The sequence below is a fragment of the Streptomyces sp. NPDC057694 genome, assembly GCF_042799415.1.
Lineage (GTDB): Bacteria > Actinomycetota > Actinomycetes > Streptomycetales > Streptomycetaceae > Streptomyces.
Map to the genome: position 1 here is coordinate 45,792 of NZ_JBHVIX010000013.1, position 15,173 is coordinate 60,964.

The 15,173-nt window shown below is 70.1% G+C and carries 14 protein-coding genes; 8 read left to right on the forward strand and 6 right to left on the reverse strand.

Features of this window, described 5'->3' with window-relative positions; genetic code table 11:
• Positions 1 to 157 precede the first annotated feature (157 nt).
• Positions 158 to 2,638, reverse strand: coding sequence for a beta-glucosidase (locus ACFVDP_RS25850; protein ID WP_383494076.1), 2,481 nt, complete (start codon positions 2,636 to 2,638; stop codon positions 158 to 160).
• Positions 2,639 to 2,769: 131 nt separating this feature from the next.
• Here ACFVDP_RS25850 and ACFVDP_RS25855 point away from each other — a divergent pair, with 131 nt between their 5' ends.
• Positions 2,770 to 3,354, forward strand: coding sequence for a TetR/AcrR family transcriptional regulator (locus ACFVDP_RS25855; RefSeq protein ID WP_383494079.1), 585 nt, complete (start codon positions 2,770 to 2,772; stop codon positions 3,352 to 3,354).
• 52 nt (positions 3,355 to 3,406) lie between these two features.
• Here the strand turns inward: ACFVDP_RS25855 and ACFVDP_RS25860 are convergent, their stop codons facing one another.
• From ACFVDP_RS25860 to ACFVDP_RS25875, 4 genes are all read right to left on the reverse strand, one after another.
• Positions 3,407 to 3,736 carry a YrdB family protein gene (locus ACFVDP_RS25860; protein ID WP_383494082.1) on the reverse strand — a complete coding sequence of 110 codons (330 nt, stop codon included), beginning with the start codon at positions 3,734 to 3,736 and terminating at the stop codon, positions 3,407 to 3,409.
• Positions 3,733 to 4,572, reverse strand: coding sequence for an EI24 domain-containing protein (locus tag ACFVDP_RS25865; protein ID WP_383494085.1), 840 nt, complete (start codon positions 4,570 to 4,572; stop codon positions 3,733 to 3,735). The genes ACFVDP_RS25860 and ACFVDP_RS25865 overlap by 4 nt, the downstream gene beginning before the upstream one ends.
• 39 nt (positions 4,573 to 4,611) lie before the next feature.
• Positions 4,612 to 5,034, reverse strand: a complete 423-nt coding sequence (locus ACFVDP_RS25870) for an organic hydroperoxide resistance protein (RefSeq protein ID WP_383494088.1) — start codon at positions 5,032 to 5,034, stop codon at positions 4,612 to 4,614.
• Between the two features lie 86 nt (positions 5,035 to 5,120).
• Positions 5,121 to 6,152, reverse strand: coding sequence for an NADP-dependent oxidoreductase (locus ACFVDP_RS25875; protein ID WP_383494091.1), 1,032 nt, complete (start codon positions 6,150 to 6,152; stop codon positions 5,121 to 5,123).
• A gap of 134 nt (positions 6,153 to 6,286) precedes the next feature.
• Here ACFVDP_RS25875 and ACFVDP_RS25880 point away from each other — a divergent pair, with 134 nt between their 5' ends.
• Positions 6,287 to 6,724 carry a MarR family winged helix-turn-helix transcriptional regulator gene (locus ACFVDP_RS25880; protein ID WP_383494094.1) on the forward strand — a complete coding sequence of 146 codons (438 nt, stop codon included), beginning with the start codon at positions 6,287 to 6,289 and terminating at the stop codon, positions 6,722 to 6,724.
• Positions 6,725 to 6,746: 22 nt separating this feature from the next.
• On the opposite strand, the gene ACFVDP_RS25885 is transcribed toward ACFVDP_RS25880, so the two are convergent.
• Positions 6,747 to 7,415 carry a hypothetical protein gene (locus ACFVDP_RS25885; protein ID WP_383494097.1) on the reverse strand — a complete coding sequence of 223 codons (669 nt, stop codon included), beginning with the start codon at positions 7,413 to 7,415 and terminating at the stop codon, positions 6,747 to 6,749.
• A gap of 201 nt (positions 7,416 to 7,616) precedes the next feature.
• On the opposite strand from ACFVDP_RS25885, the gene ACFVDP_RS25890 reads away from it, so the two are divergent.
• From ACFVDP_RS25890 to mmsB, 6 genes are all read left to right on the forward strand, one after another.
• Positions 7,617 to 8,777, forward strand: a complete 1,161-nt coding sequence (locus tag ACFVDP_RS25890) for a mandelate racemase/muconate lactonizing enzyme family protein (protein ID WP_383494100.1) — start codon at positions 7,617 to 7,619, stop codon at positions 8,775 to 8,777.
• Positions 8,774 to 9,778 (forward strand): zinc-binding dehydrogenase, encoded by a 1,005-nt coding sequence (locus ACFVDP_RS25895; RefSeq protein WP_383494104.1) that lies wholly within the window; start codon positions 8,774 to 8,776, stop codon positions 9,776 to 9,778. The genes ACFVDP_RS25890 and ACFVDP_RS25895 overlap by 4 nt, the downstream gene beginning before the upstream one ends.
• A gap of 168 nt (positions 9,779 to 9,946) precedes the next feature.
• Entirely contained in the window at positions 9,947 to 10,903 is a 957-nt protein-coding gene (locus ACFVDP_RS25900) for a hypothetical protein (protein WP_383494107.1), read from the forward strand.
• Between the two features lie 140 nt (positions 10,904 to 11,043).
• Positions 11,044 to 12,159, forward strand: a complete 1,116-nt coding sequence (gene chvE / locus ACFVDP_RS25905; RefSeq protein ID WP_383494110.1) for a multiple monosaccharide ABC transporter substrate-binding protein — start codon at positions 11,044 to 11,046, stop codon at positions 12,157 to 12,159.
• A 53-nt stretch (positions 12,160 to 12,212) separates the two neighbouring features.
• The gene (mmsA, locus tag ACFVDP_RS25910) at positions 12,213 to 13,763 is read left to right on the forward strand and encodes a multiple monosaccharide ABC transporter ATP-binding protein (RefSeq protein WP_383494113.1); all 1,551 of its coding nucleotides are present in this window, start codon (positions 12,213 to 12,215) and stop codon (positions 13,761 to 13,763) included.
• Complete coding sequence (mmsB, locus tag ACFVDP_RS25915; RefSeq protein ID WP_383494116.1) at positions 13,760 to 15,004, forward strand: multiple monosaccharide ABC transporter permease; 1,245 nt, start codon at positions 13,760 to 13,762, stop codon at positions 15,002 to 15,004. The genes mmsA and mmsB overlap by 4 nt, the downstream gene beginning before the upstream one ends.
• Positions 15,005 to 15,173: the final 169 nt, after the last annotated feature.

Here is a 15,173-nt window from a genome sequence, read left to right on the forward strand (position 1 = left end):
CGAGAGCACGCACCAGACGCCGCGAGGCCGCCCTCCGGGCGACGAGGGGAGTTTGAAGACAGGCCCTAGCCCACCGTACGAACACGCGCCGGCCCGCCGTACGAAGGTGTACAGGGGCGGCGGGGTCAGGTGCCGCCACCCCTGGTCGGGGGGATCGTCAGGCGACGATCGTCTCCTGGAGGCGGCCGTCGGTGAGGGAGCGGCCGGCCGTCAGGACGTAGGCGCCCGCACGGTGGGCCCAGGCGCCCGCGGTCTCGTCCCAGATCTCGAAGGCGCGCCGCGGGATCTCGATGACCGCTTCCGCGGTCTCGCCGGGCGCCGCGGTCACGCTCGCGAAGCCGGCCAGCCAGCGGGCCGGGCGCGCGGTGTCGGCATGCGACGGCGCGGGGGCCAGGTAGAGCTGGACGACCTCGCGGCCGGGCCGCTCCCCCGTGTTGCGGACGCGGACCGTCACGGTGGTGGCGTCAGCGCCGTCAGCGCCTTCTACGTCCAGCGACTCGTAACTCCAGTCGGTGTAGCCGAGGCCGTGGCCGAAGGGGTAGGCGGGGGTGGCGCCGGACCGGTCCCAGGCGCGGTAGCCGATGAACACGCCCTCGGTGTACGCGAGTTCACCGTCGGCCGGGGTGACATCGGTGACGGGGGCGTCGGCGAGCGCGCCCCAGGTGGTGGGCAGTCGGCCGCCGGGCTCCTCGGCGCCGCCGAGCACGTCGGCGAGGGCGTCGCCGCCCTCCTGGCCGGGGAACCAGCTGAGCAGTACGGCGGCCACGTCGTCGCGCCACGGGAGTTCCACCGGGGAGCCGGAGTTGACGACCACGACCGTGTTCGGGTTGACGGCGGCGACGGCGCGCACGAGGTCGTCCTGGCGGCCGGGCAGCCGCAGGTCGGTGCGGTCGAAGCCCTCCGACTCGACGCGCTCGGTCGTCGCCACGACGACGACGGCCGCCTCGGCGTCGCGCGCCGCCTCGACGGCCTCGGCGATCAGGGCGTCCGCGTCGCGGCGCGGGCCGAGGTGGACGAGGCTGAACAGCACGGCGGGCAGCGGCATCGCGAGGGACTTGTCGAGCGGGTGGCGCAGGGAGACCTCGACGGGGCGGCCTTCGGTGAGCGTGACCTTGCCGCGCTCCTGCGGGGCGCCGAATATCGCCTCGAAGGGGTCGGACTCGGAGCCCACGGCCTGGACGCCGTCGTAGAGGACGGTGCCGCCGACGGTGAGGGTGAACGCGCCCAGGCCCCGGGTGCCGAAGGCGTGCTCGCCGCTCTCGCGCGGGGTGAAGGTGCCGGTGATCTCGATGCTGTGCAGGGCTTCGTGGGTGACGCCGTCGGGCAGGTCGTCGCCGAGCCACTGGAGCTGTCCGCTGGGCAGCGAGCCCTCGCCGATGACGGTGCCGTCGGCGTCGCGGCAGACCGCGCGCAGCTCGAACCCCTTGTCGGCGGGGGCGAGTTCGTCGCTCGGGTCGGCGCCGACGGCGTACGTGAGCGAGGCGAACGCGGCACTCAGGCCGTCGAGCGGCGAGGTGATGTGCGCGGGGAAGACGGTGGCGGAGCCGCCGCCGAGGACGCGGGCGTCGCGGGCCGCCGCGCCGATGAGGGCGATCCGGGTGTCCGAACTCAGCGGCAGGACACCGGTGTTGCGGACGAGGACGAAGGCGCGGCGGGCGATCTCGCGGGCCAGGGCCTCCCCGTCGATCCCGGCCGGGGGCTCCGCGACGACGGGCTCGGCTCCTTCGAGGACGCCGACGCGGGCGGCCAGGCGCAGGACGCGGCGGACGGCGTCGTCGACCTCCGCCTCGTCGACCTCGCCCGCGCGGACGGCCGCGGCGAGCGCCGGGCCGTAGACGGTCTGCGGGCCCGGCATCGCGACGTCGAGGCCGCCCTTGAGGGCGCCGGTGGTGGAGCGGGCGGCGAGCCAGTCGGAGACGTTGAAACCGTCGAAGCCCCACTCGCCGCGCAGCACCTCGTTCACGAGGTAGCGGTGCTCGGTCATCGTCGTGCCGCCGACCTGGTTGTAGGCGGTCATGATGCCCCACGGGTGGGCATTGGCGACGATGGCCTCGAAGGGGGCCAGGTACAGCTCGCGCAGGGCGCGCTCGCCGACCAGGTTGTTCACGGTGAAGCGGTCGGTCTCCGCGTCGTTGGCGACGAAGTGCTTGACGGTGGTGCCGACGCCGCCGGACTGCACGCCCTGTACGTAGCCGGTGCCGATGGCGCCGGTCAGGTACGGGTCCTCGCTGTACGCCTCGAAGTGGCGGCCGCCGAGCGGTGAGCGGTGCAGGTTCACGGTCGGGGCGAGCAGGACGTGGACGCCCTTGCGGCGGGCCTCCTGGGCGAGGAGGGCGCCGGCGCGGCGGGCGAGCGCGGGGTCCCAGGTGGCGGCGAGCGCGGTCGGGGACGGCAGGGCGATCGACGGGTCGTCGGCGGTCCATCGGGTGCCGCGGACGCCGATCGGGCCGTCGGACATCACCAGGGACTTCAGCCCGATCTCGGGGATGGGGGGCAGCGACCACATGTCCCGGCCGCCGAGCAGCAGGGTCTTGCTGTCGAGGTCGAGCTTGCCGAGTGCCGCCTCTACGGCCGCCTCGCGGGCGTGGGCCTGCTCGTCGCCGCCGGTGTTGTGCGTGGGCGTGTGCGTCTGCGCCATGCCGGCACCTCCTCGTCGAGGTTCATCAAGTCTGGGCACCTCCATCCTGCACCCGTTACCTGTAGAGCAGTAGGTTTTGTTATCTCCCCGTTATATTGACGGCTTGTTCGTCGCCCTGGAGTGCCCTGGCCATGTCGTACGGTGACGGCATGAGCAGCACCAGAAGCGCCCGGAGCGGGGAGCGGCGGGCGGAGATCCTGCGGGCCGCGCTGGAAGTGATCGCCGAGCGCGGGTACCGGGGCGCGAGCCTCGCGGCCGTCGCCGAGCGCGTGGGGCTCACCCAGCAGGGGCTGCTGCACCACTTCCCGACGAAGGAGGCGCTGCTCGTCGCCGTCCTGGCGGAGCGGGACCAGTGGGACGCGGTGCCGGACAGCCAGTGGCGGCTCGATCTGCTGGGCTCGCTGGTGGAGTACAACGCGATGCGGCCCGGCATCGTGCAGACCTTCTCCGCGCTGCTCGGGGAGTCCGTGACCGACGGCCATCCGGCGCGGGACTTCTTCACCGAGCGCTATGCCGGGGTGCGCGAGGCGATGGCGCAAGTACTGCGCGCCGAGTACGGGGAGCGGCTGCCGGGCGGGCTCACACCGGAGCGGGCCGCTCCGCTGCTGGTCGCGGTGATGGACGGGTTGCAGTACCAGTGGCTGCTGGACCCGGAGTCGGTGGACATGCCGGGGGCGTTCCGGGATTTCCTGGAACTGCTGGGCGGCGAAGGGTAGCCACTGGTTCCGTCGGCTCCGGTGATTATTGGTTCTACTGGTTCTACTGGTTCTACTGGTTCCAGGTCACCGCGAGCGTCTTGCTCGCCACGCAGAGGGCCGCGAAGGCGGCCGCCCAGACATACGCGCCCATGAGCGCCAGGGCGGCGACTCCCGCGCCGAACCAGATCACCTCGAAGACGACCCGGGACGCCCCGCTCGTCTTGTACTTGGCCTTCGGGGAGCCGAAGAAGGCCCAGGTCGTGATCATCACGGCGAGGCCGATGAAGCCGAGCAGCAGGGACAGGGCGGTCGGTACGTCGCGGGTGAAGCCGTAGGCGGCGACCGCGCCCAAGGCGATCAGCTCCATGGCGAAGAGGGCGCCCAGGTTGGCCGTCTTCACCAGGTTCTCCCCTGCGGGGTTCCGTCTGCCTGGTTGGCGTCGGGAGCCGTCTGCGGGGGCGTCGTGGCCGAGCGCGCCCCTGGCTGCGCTTCCCCCGAGGGAGCTTCCAGGTCCCGCACCATCAGCGTCGCTCCCGCCACCGCCCCCGGCATCAGGAACACCGCCACGAACGGGACCAGGAAGGAGACCGCCAGCGGGGCGCCGAAGCCCCATGCCAGGCCCTTGCGGGACCTCAACAGGGTCAGGCGGTCGCGGAGTTGGACCTCTCGGCGCTGGAGTGCCACCGCCGTCAGTTCCTCCGTGAGGAAGAAGCCGGTGACGAAGAAGCCGAGTACCGGGATGACGCTCTGGCCGACGAAGGGGATGAAGCCGAGCGCGAAGAGGAGGATGCCCCACAGGCCCGCGCGGACCAGGATGCGGAGGCTGTCGCGGGCGGAGATCCACAGGTCGCGCCAGAGCGGGAGACCGGACTCGGGCACCTCGCCGTCGCCCTCGGTGCGGTCGACCTCTTCGGAGAGGGACTCGTAGAACGGCTGGCCGATCAGCAGGGTCACGGCCGTGAAGGTGAGGACCGCGAGCAGCAGGCCCAGGGCGAAGAGGACCGCGGTCAGGAGGCCGCGGAACAGGCCCTGCCACGGGGACGACCAGTCGTCGGCGAACGGGGTCGCCCAGGAGATGAAGTCGTCGCCCCAGACGGCCAGACAGACCAGGGCCGCGAGGTACAGGACGAGAGTGATCAGTCCGGGGAGCAGGCTCCACCCGTACTGCTTGCCGTGCTGGGCAACCCAGCGCTGGCCCTTCACCAAGTAGCCGAAGCCCGCCCCGAGATCACGCATGGCGCAAACAGTACGGGACGGGCCGCAGGCCGTGGACGGTCAGGCCGAGAGCGTGACCGTGATGTTGCCGCGGGTCGCCTTGGAGTACGGGCAGACCTGGTGGGCCTTCTCGACGAGGGCCTGGGCGGCGGCCTTGTCGACGTTCGGGATGGAGGCCGCGATCTCGACGATCAGACCGAAGCCGTCGTCGTTCTTGCCGATGCCGACCTTCGCGGTGACGGTCGAGCCGGTGATGTCGGCGTTCTCCTGGCGGGCGACGACAGCCAGGGCGCCCTGGAAGCAGGCGCTGTAACCGGCGGCGAAGAGCTGCTCGGGGTTGGTGCCGTTGCCGGAACCGCCCTGCTCCTTGGGCGGGTTGACGACGACGTCGAGCTTGCCGTCGTCGGTGGAGACCCGGCCGTCGCGACCGTTCTCGGCGGTGGCTACGGCGGTGTAGACGACGTCGGACTGCGTGATGGCCATGACCGGCTCCCTCGTTCTCGCGTTCACTGTTTTTCGTTAGGCGGAACGAGGTTACCGAATCATGGAAGCTTGGGGCGTGACCTGGGTCACTCGCCCAGCTTCACGACCATCTTTCCGGTGTTGTCGCCGCGCAGCTGGCCGAGGAAGGCCTCCAGGTTGTTCTCGATGCCCTCGACGACCGTCTCGCGGTACTTCAGCTCGCCGGAGCGGACCCACGCGCCGACCTCCTGCACGAACTGCGGCTGGAGGTCGTAGTGGTCGCCGACGAGGAAGCCCTCGATGCGGCCGCGGGTCTGGATGAGGCGGGAGAGGTTGCGCGGGCCGGGGGCCGGCTCGGTGTTGTTGTAGACCGAGATCGCGCCGCAGATCGCGATGCGGCCGTCGCGGTTCAGCCGGGCGATGGCGGCCTCCAGGTGGTCGCCTCCCACGTTGTCGAAGTAGGTGTCGACGCCGTCGGGGGCGGCCTCCTTCAGGAGTGTGTGGACGTCGCCCGACTTGTAGTTGAAGGCCGCGTCGAAGCCGTACTCCTCCAGGAGCAGCTTCACCTTCTCGTCGGAGCCCGCCGAGCCGATGACCCGCGAGGCGCCCTTGAGCTTGGCGATCTGGCCGACCTGGCCGCCGACGGCACCGGCGGCGCCGGAGACGAAGACGCTGTCGCCCTCCTTGAAGGAGAGGGTGCGCAGCAGGCCCGCGTACGCGGTGAGGCCGGTCATGCCGAGCACACCGAGGTAGGTGGACAGGGGCGCGGCCTCGGGGTCGACCTTGACGGCCTGCTTGGCGTCGAACGTGGCGTACTCGCGCCAGCCGAAGAAGTGCAGGACGTGGTCGCCGACCGCGACGCCCTCGTCGTTCGAGGCGATGACGACGCCGACCGCGCCGCCCTGCATGGCCTTGCCCAGCTCGTACGGGGCGACGTACGACTTCGCGGCGGACATCCGGCCGCGCATGTACGGGTCGACGGAGACATAGAGGTTCTTGACCAGGACCTGGCCCGCGCCCGGCTCGGTCACCGGGACCTCGCGCAGCTCGAAGTCCTCGGGCTTCGGCCAGCCGACCGGGCGGCTGAGCAGGACCCATTCGCGACCGGTGGCGGGGATCTGGGGGGTGTCGGCGGACATGCGCTGATCCTTCGGCTAGGGGGCGGCTCGACCAAGAACTGTGTCAGCACCTGCGTCGGCAACTGTTTCAGTACCTGAAACAACCATGCGGCTGAATATTTCACTATGTCAAGTAAATGGGTACCCTGGACCCCATGACCGCCTCCCGTTCCCGCCGTATGGACCCCCTCACGATCGAAGTGGTCGAGCTGATCGGGGGCGTCGTCGCGCGCTACCACCAGGAGTACGAGGAGGCCGCCGCGCGGCACCGGCTCACCGGGGCGCAGGCGCGGGTGCTGAGTCTGCTGACGCTGGAGCCGCTGCCGATGCGGCAGATCGCGCAGCGCCTGAAGTGCGAGCCGTCGAACATCACGGGGATCGTGGACCGGCTGGAGGCGCGCGGTCTCGTGGAGCGGCAGCCGTCTCCCGGGGACCGGCGGGTGAAGGTGGCCGCGCCGACGGCGGAGGGGATCGAGGTGGCGCGCGGCCTGCGGGACTCCCTCGACTTCGCGCGCGAGCCGCTGGCCGGCCTGTCCCGCGCGGAGCGTACGGCGTTCAGGGACATGCTGCGCAGGATGCTCGGGGTCGACTGACCCCACCCCGGTCCTCAGCCCCTCAGGTGCACCACCACAGGAAGCGGTCACAGGTCTCCGTCGGGCTCGGCTCGGCGGTCGTCTCGGTGGCCGTGGGGTGCGGCGCCGAGGTCGTGGGGCGGGACGACGTGGCCGGCGGGTCGGCCGGTGAACTGTCCGTGGAGGACGTCGAGTTGACCGGGTCGGCCGATCCGGCGTCCGCCGTTCCGGCGCCGTCCGCCGCGCTCGGCGACGCGGACAGGGACGGGGACGCGGACGACGAGGCGGACGCGCGTGGCGACGAGCGCGACACGGGCGGGGTCTGCTGCGCGGACGCGCCGTCCGCCGCCGACGAGGCCGCGCCGCCCGCCTCCGTGTCCGCAGCGTCGTCGGATATGTCCGGCGCCGCCTGGGCGCGGCCCTCCGCCGGGGACTCGGTGCCGAGTTCGACCACACCGACACCGCCCGCCACGAGCGCGACACCCGCCACGGCGATCAGGAGCTTGCGGCGGGGCGACTTCCTGCGGGCGCGACGGCGCCGGCCGGGCCGGCGCTCGCTGGGCTCGTCCTCGTGCCCCGTGCCGTCCTCGTCCGCCGACTCCGGGTCGGCGACCGTCTCGGCGTAGGCGCGCACGGCGTCGGCGGGAGTGCCGCAGCCGGGGCAGGCCAGGGCGCCGTTGAGGTGCCTGTGGCACGGGTGGCAATAGTCCATGATGCAGTGAGGCTAGAGGCGCAAGCGTGACGGAAGATGCTGGTGCTGTGAAGCTTCCGTGCGGAACGGCGCGTTCCCGTTCACCACTCGCCGGAACCGTTTCGGTGCACACCCATTGACACCCCCACCGGGCCGTCCTTACTGTCACGCCAGCATTTCGAACGAGTGACGAAATATCGAACGGCACAGGGGGCAACTGCCTTGCGCATCACGGGAATCAGCACACACGTAGTCGGTACTCCGTGGCGGAATCTCACCTACGTCCAGGTGCACACCGACGAGGGGATCACGGGCGTCGGCGAGACCCGGATGCTGGGCCACACCGACGCGCTCATCGGGTACCTGAACGAGGCGAAGGCCAACCACATTCTCGGCTCCGATCCGTTCGCCGTCGAGGACCTGGTCAAGCGGATGAAGTACGGCGACTACGGGCGGGCGGGCGAGATCGTCATGTCCGGCATCGCCGTCGTCGAGATGGCCTGCTGGGACATCAAGGGCAAGGCGCTGGGCGTGCCGGTGTGGCAGCTGCTCGGCGGCAAGGTCACCGACAAGGTCAAGGCGTACGCGAACGGCTGGTACACCACCGAGCGGACCCCGGAGGCGTACCACAAGGCCGCGCGCGGGGTGATGGAGCGCGGGTACAAGGCGCTGAAGATCGACCCGTTCGGTACCGGGCACTTCGAGCTGGACCACGAGCAGTCGCTGTACGCCGTCTCGCTGATCGAGGCCGTGCGCGACGCGATCGGCCCGGACGCCGAGCTGATGCTGGAGATGCACGGGCGGTTCTCCCCCGCGACCGCGATCCGGCTCGCGCGCGACCTCGCCCCGTTCAAGCCCGCGTGGCTGGAGGAGCCGGTGCCGCCGGAGAACCTCAAGGCGCTGGAGAAGGTCGCCGCGAAGGTGGACATGCCGGTCGCGACCGGTGAGCGGATCCACGACCGGATCGAGTTCCGCGAGCTGTTCGAGAGTCAGGCCGTGGACATCATCCAGCCCGACGTCGGCCACATCGGCGGCATCTGGGAGACCCGCAAGCTGGCCGCGACCGCCGAGACGCACTACGTGCTCGTCGCGCCGCACAACGTCGGCGGTCCCGTGCTCACCGCGGCCTCCCTCCAGGTCGGCTTCACCACGCCGAACTTCAAGATCCTGGAGCACTTCAACGACTTCGCGGACGCCGACATCAAGAAGGTCGTCAAGGGCGCCCCGAAGGTCGTGGACGGCTACTTCGAGCTGTCCCACGAGCCCGGTCTCGGCGTCGAGCTGGACGTGGACGCGGCCGCCGAGTTCCCGCAGCAGCAGGCCCGTTTCGACCTGTGGGCCGACGGCTGGGAGAAGCGCGACCCGAAGGGCGGCGGGAAGTGAGCAGCGCCGTCGTCGTCGAGGCGCCGGGGCGGCACCGCGTCGTCGCCCACGAGCCCGGCGTGCCCGGCCCCGGCGAGGCGCTGGTCCGGGTGCACGCCGTGGGGATCTGCGGCTCCGACCGCGAGCTGTACCAGGGCAACCGGCCCGAGGGTTACGTGCGTTACCCGCTCACCCCGGGCCACGAGTGGTCCGGGACCGTGGCCGCCGTCGGCGACGGGGTGCCGCAGGCGCTCGTCGGGCGGAAGGTCGTCGGCGAGGGGTTCCGCAACTGCCAGGTGTGCGAGCGCTGCCACGCCGGTGAGACGACGCTGTGCACCGCCGGGTACGAGGAGACGGGCTTCACCCGGCCGGGGGCGATGGCCGCGACGCTGGTACTGCCCGCGCGGCTGCTGCACGTCCTGCCGGACGCGGCCGACCTGACGGCCGCCGCGCTGCTGGAGCCGGCCGCCTGTATCGCCGCCGCCGCGCTCAAGGCACGGGCGCGGCCCGGTGAGCGGGTCGCCGTCGTCGGGACCGGGACGCTCGGGATGTTCGCCGTGCAGTTCCTGGCCGCGCACTCCCCCGCCGAGCTGCTGGTGGTCGGCTCCCGCGACGAACGGGCCGCACTGTCGCGGCAGTTCGGGGCCACCGACTTCCGGCTGCACACCGAGCCGCTGCCGGACGACTTCGACGTCGTCATCGAGGCGGCCGGGGGCGCCGGTGCCGCGCGGACCGCGGCGTCGCTGCTGCGGCGGGGCGGGCGGCTCGTCCTCACGGGGTTGCCGCCCGCCGGTGCCGAGGGGCTCGATCCGACCGATCTGGTGCTGCGGCAGTTGGAGGTGCAGACCGTGTTCGGCGCCGCTCCCGAGGCTTGGGCCTATGCGGTGCGGGCGTTCGGGGCCGGGGTGCTCGATCCGGCGGCGCTCGTTACGCACGAGTTGCCGCTCGGGCGCTTTGCCGAGGCCATCGAGCTGGTGGGGGCCGGAGACCCGACCGTCGGGAAGGTTCTGTTGCGACCTTAGCCGTGTGGGTCTTGCCACCCGCCGCAGAGGTGGGGTGCGTGACCGGCTGACGCTCTCGTCGTGGCTGGTCGCGCCCCCGCAGCGGAGCTGCCTATCGATACAGCCCCGCGCCCCTCTCGATCCGAACTTCGTTCGAAATCTCGAACTCGCTGAACGTTAGGAACCCGCGTGACCTCCTCACCCCGCCGTCCCGGCGAACCCGCCCTCTCCGCGCTCGGGCTGAGCGCACCCGGCCTCGATCCGGCGGACGCCTCCCCCCACGTGTTTCCCGACGGGGGGACCTGGCGGGTGGAGATTCCGTCCGTCGAGGGGCCCGAGGCCGTCGGGGTCGTCCTCAAGGAAGCGTCGCGGCTCGACGTGCCCATTCACCGGATCAGCCAGGGCAGCGGCATCTGGATGCTGCGCGACGCCGAGATCCAGGAGATGGTCGAGGCGACCGCCGAACGCGACATCGAGCTGTGCCTGTTCACCGGGCCGCGCGGCACCTGGGACACCGGCGCCTCCGTGCGCACGGACTCGGGCGGCGCGGGGCTGCGCGCCCGCGGCCACGACGCCGTCGCCGGCTGCGTCGAGGACGCCGTGCGGGCCACGGAGCTGGGCGTCAAGTGCCTGCTCGTCGCCGACGAGGGCGTGCTGTGGACACTGCACCGGGCGCGCGTCCAGGGGATCATCCCGGCCGACACCACCCTCAAGGTGTCCGCGCTCGTCGGGCCCGTGAACCCGGCCTCGTACGCCGTGTACGAGCGGCTGGGCGCCGACTCGCTCAACGTGCCGTCCGACCTGACGCTCACTCACCTCACCGAGATCCGCCGGACATCGGCCGCCCCGATGGACATGTATGTCGAGGCTCCGGACGATCTCGGCGGCTATGTCCGGATGTACGAGATCGCCGAACTGGTGCGCCGCGGCGCCCCGTTGTACCTGAAGTTCGGTCTCGCCAAGGCGCCCGCGATCTATCCGTACGGCGCCCAGTTGCGCGACGTCACCCTCGACACGGCCCGCGAGCGGGTACGCCGGGGACGGCTCGCGCTCGATCTGCTCGCCCGGCACGGAGCCGACGGCGGCATGTCCCCGCTCGGGTCGCGGCTGCCCGGTGACCTCAAGCGGTTCGACACCAGTCAATAACGTTCTTGAAACACAACTTCACAGCACACAACACAGACGCGCACAATCCGACACACCTTCCTCGGTCAACCACCGTCCCGCGTAGGTCACTTCGCAGCACCGCAGACCGAGCTCGCACCCACACATCAAGGATGATGACCATGCGAAACCGCCGAGCCGTACTCAGCGCGATAGCCGCGAGCGCCACCCTCGCCCTGACCGTCACCGCCTGCGGTCAGAACAGCGACGGGGGCAGCAAGGAGGACAAGGGCAGCGCCAAGGGGTCCACGGTCGGCATCGCGATGCCGACCAAGTCCTCCGAGCGCTGGATCGCGGACGGGAACAACGTTGTCAAGTCGCTGAAGTCCAAGGGCTACAAGACCAAGCTGGTCTTCGGCGAGGACGACCCCGACCAGCAGGTCTCGCAGATCGAGAACATGATCACGCAGGGCGTCTCGGCGCTGATCATCGCGGCGATCGACAACAAGTCGCTGGGCAACGTCCTCCAGGAGGCGGCCGACGCGCACATCCCGGTGATCGCGTACGACCGGCTCATCCTGGACTCCAAGAACGTCGACTACTACGCGACGTTCGACAACGAGAAGGTCGGCGAGCTCCAGGCCACCTCCCTCGTCGAGAAGCTGGGTCTGACGGGCGGCAAGAAGGGCCCGTTCAACCTGGAGCTGTTCGCCGGCTCCAACGACGACAACAACACCAAGTACTTCTTCAACGGCGCGATGTCGGTGCTCCAGCCCTACATCGACAAGAAGCAGCTGGTCATCAAGTCCGGGCAGACCAAGCTCAACCAGGTCACCACGCTGCGCTGGGACGGCGCCACCGCGCAGAAGCGCATGGACGACATCCTGACGTCGAAGTACTCCAGCGGCCGGGTCGACGCGGTGCTCTCGCCGTACGACGGCATCTCGATCGGCATCATCTCCGCGCTGAAGTCCGACGGCTACGGCTCCAAGTCCAAGCCGCTGCCGCCCGTCTCCGGCCAGGACGCCGAGGTCGCCTCGGTGAAGTCGATCATCGCGGGCGAGCAGTACTCGACGGTCTACAAGGACACGCGCAAGCTCGCCGAGGAAGCCGTGACCATGGTCGACGACGTGCTCAACGACAAGAAGCCGCAGACCAACGACAACAAGACGTACGACAACGGCGCCAAGGTCGTCCCGTCGTTCCTGCTGCAGCCGGTCGCGGTCACCAAGGACAACTACGAGAAGACCCTCGTCGACGGCGGCTACTACACGAAGAAGGACCTGGGCCTGAAGTAGTCGGCCCGGAACCCCAACAGACCGCCTCCGCACACTAGATGAAGGGCACGACCATGGCGGGACCCGTCCTGGAAATGCGCTCGATCGTCAAGACCTTCCCGGGCGTCAAGGCGCTGTCGGACGTCTCCCTGAGCGTCCGCGCGGGCGAGGTCCACGCCATCTGCGGGGAGAACGGCGCCGGAAAGTCCACCCTCATGAAGGTGCTCTCCGGCGTCCACCCGCACGGAAGTTACGAGGGCGAGATCCTCTTCGAGGGTCAGCCCTGCGAGTTCAAGGACATCAACGCCAGCGAGAAGCGCGGCATCGTCATCATCCACCAGGAGCTGGCCCTGGTCCCGTACCTGTCGATCGCCGAGAACATGTTCCTCGGCAACGAGCACGCCTCGCGCGGGCTCATCGACTGGCACGAGACCCTCGGGCACGCCACGCGCCAGCTGCGCCGGGTGGGTCTCGACGAGAACCCCAACACCGCCGTCGCCGACATCGGGGTGGGCAAGCAGCAGCTCGTGGAGATCGCCAAGGCGCTCTCCAAGGAGGTCAAGCTGCTCATCCTGGACGAGCCGACCGCCGCGCTGAACGACGAGGACTCCGACAAACTCCTCGATCTGATCCTGGAGTTGAAGAACCAGGGCATCACGTCGATCATCATCTCCCACAAGCTCAACGAGATCCGCAAGGTCGCCGACTCGGTGACGATCCTGCGGGACGGGCGCACCGTCGAGACGCTGGACGTGAAGGCCGCCGAGACCAGCGAGGACCGGATCATCTCCGGGATGGTCGGCCGCGACCTCGACAACCGCTTCCCCGACCGCACCCCGCACCACGCCGAGGCCGGCGCGGCGCCCGCCCTGGAGATCCGCAACTGGACGGTGCACCACCCCATCGACCGCGAGCGCAAGGTCGTCGACGACGTCTCGCTGCACGTGCGCCGGGGCGAGATCGTCGGCATCGCGGGGCTGATGGGCGCGGGCCGCACCGAGCTGGCGATGAGCGTCTTCGGGCGCACCTACGGCCGGTACACGGACGGCACGGTCCTCAAGGACGGCGAGGAGATCCGGACCCGGACGGTCTCCGACGCGGTCGGCCACGGGATCGCGTACGCCACCGAGGACCGCAAGCACTACGGCCTCAACCTCCTCGACACCATCAACCGCAACATCTCCCTTGCGGCGCTCGGCAAGGTCGCCAAGCGCGGCATCGTCGACGAGCACGGGGAGCGGCAGGTCGCCGAGGAGTACCGCAAGTCGATGAACATCAAGGCCCCGACGGTCTTCGAACCGGTGGGCAAGCTGTCGGGCGGCAATCAGCAGAAGGTCGTCCTCAGCAAGTGGATCTTCGCGGGTCCGGAGATCCTCATCCTCGACGAGCCGACCCGCGGGATCGACGTGGGCGCCAAGTACGAGATCTACACGGTCATCGACAAGCTGGCCGCCCAGGGCAAGGCGGTGGTGTTCATCTCCTCCGAGCTGCCCGAACTGCTCGGCATGTGCGACCGCATCTACACGATGGCCGCGGGCCGCCTGACCGGCGAGGTGACGCGCGCCGAGGCGACGCAGGAATCGCTGATGCGCCTGATGACGAAGGACAAAGAGGTAGCGCGATGAGTACGGACGTGACGAAGACCCCGGCGGCGGCCCCGCCGGGCAAGGACGGGTCCTCCGCAGCGGAGGGCGGTCTCGTCGGCCTGGTCGTGGACGGGCTGCGCCGCAACATGCGCCAGTACGGCATGCTGATCGCGCTCGGGCTGCTCATCGCGGTGTTCGCCGTGTGGACCGACGGCACGCTGATCACCCCGCACAACGTCTCCAACCTGGTGCTCCAGAACTCGTACGTGCTGATCCTCGCGATCGGCATGATGCTGGTGATCATCGCGGGCCACATCGACCTGTCCGTCGGGTCGTTGACGGCGTTCGTCGGGTCGACGGCCGCCGTGCTGATGGTCAACAACGACGTCTCCTGGCCGATCGCCCTCATCGTGTGTCTGGCGATGGGCGGGGCGGCCGGCGCCATCCAGGGCTATCTGATCGCGTACGGCGGCATACCGTCGTTCATCGTGACGCTGGCCGGCATGCTGGTCTGGCGCGGTCTCACCGAGATCCTGCTCAAGGGGCAGACTCTCGGCCCGTTCCCGTCCAGCATCGGCGACCTGGGCAACGGCTTCCTGCCGGAGGTCGGCCCGAACACCAACTACCACAACCTGACGCTGCTCTTCGGCGTCCTGCTCGCCGCCTCGGTGGCCTGGCAGGAGGTGCGCGACCGGCGCAGGCAGCGGGAGTTCTCGCTCGACGTGGTGCCGCGCAACCTCTTCATCCTGAAGCTGATCGCGATCGTCGCGGCGATCGCCGTCGTCACCCTGCTGCTCGCCAGCTACAAGGGTGTGCCGATCGTGCTGCTGATCCTCGGCGTGCTCGTCGTCGGCTACGGCTACCTGATGCGCAACTCCGTCTTCGGCCGCCACATCTACGCCATCGGCGGCAATCTGCCGGCGGCCAAGCTCTCCGGCGTCAAGGACAAGAAGGTCACCTTCTACGTCTTCCTGAACATGGGCGTGCTCGCGGCCCTGGCCGGTCTGGTGGTCGCCGCCCGGCTGAACGCCGCGTCGCCCAAGGCGGGGCTGAACTTCGAGCTGGAGGCCATCGCCGCGTCGTTCATCGGCGGCGCGTCCATGAGTGGCGGTGTCGGCACCGTGCTCGGCGCCATCATCGGTGGTCTCGTCCTCGGTGTGCTGAACAACGGCATGAACCTGCTGGGCGTCGGATCCGACTGGCAGTCGGTGATCAAGGGGCTTGCGCTGCTTGCCGCCGTCGGCTTTGACGTCTGGAACAAGCGGCGCGGGGGTCGATAGGTCCTCCTTGCCGTGGGTGCCAACGACCCGTCGCTCTTCGGCTGACGCGCCGTCGTGGCTGGTCGCGCAGTTCCCCGGGGCCCCTCCGGGGGGGGGGGGGACTTGGCTTTCCCTTTTTTTCACGGGGAGACGCCTCCCTAGTACGAAGAAAAATGCAAGTTTTGCCGGG

Bases quoted from the DNA above. Each gene is read 5' to 3' on its own strand.
- ACFVDP_RS25850 (WP_383494076.1), bottom strand. From the start codon at position 2,638: ATGGCGCAGACGCACACGCCCACGCACAACACCGGCGGCGACGAGCAG.
- ACFVDP_RS25855 (WP_383494079.1), top strand. From the start codon at position 2,770: ATGTCGTACGGTGACGGCATGAGCAGCACCAGAAGCGCCCGGAGCGGG.
- ACFVDP_RS25865 (WP_383494085.1), bottom strand. From the start codon at position 4,572: ATGCGTGATCTCGGGGCGGGCTTCGGCTACTTGGTGAAGGGCCAGCGC.
- ACFVDP_RS25870 (WP_383494088.1), bottom strand. From the start codon at position 5,034: ATGGCCATCACGCAGTCCGACGTCGTCTACACCGCCGTAGCCACCGCC.
- ACFVDP_RS25875 (WP_383494091.1), bottom strand. From the start codon at position 6,152: ATGTCCGCCGACACCCCCCAGATCCCCGCCACCGGTCGCGAATGGGTC.
- ACFVDP_RS25880 (WP_383494094.1), top strand. From the start codon at position 6,287: ATGACCGCCTCCCGTTCCCGCCGTATGGACCCCCTCACGATCGAAGTG.
- ACFVDP_RS25885 (WP_383494097.1), bottom strand. From the start codon at position 7,415: ATGGACTATTGCCACCCGTGCCACAGGCACCTCAACGGCGCCCTGGCC.
- chvE (WP_383494110.1), top strand. From the start codon at position 11,044: ATGCGAAACCGCCGAGCCGTACTCAGCGCGATAGCCGCGAGCGCCACC.
- mmsA (WP_383494113.1), top strand. From the start codon at position 12,213: ATGGCGGGACCCGTCCTGGAAATGCGCTCGATCGTCAAGACCTTCCCG.
- mmsB (WP_383494116.1), top strand. From the start codon at position 13,760: ATGAGTACGGACGTGACGAAGACCCCGGCGGCGGCCCCGCCGGGCAAG.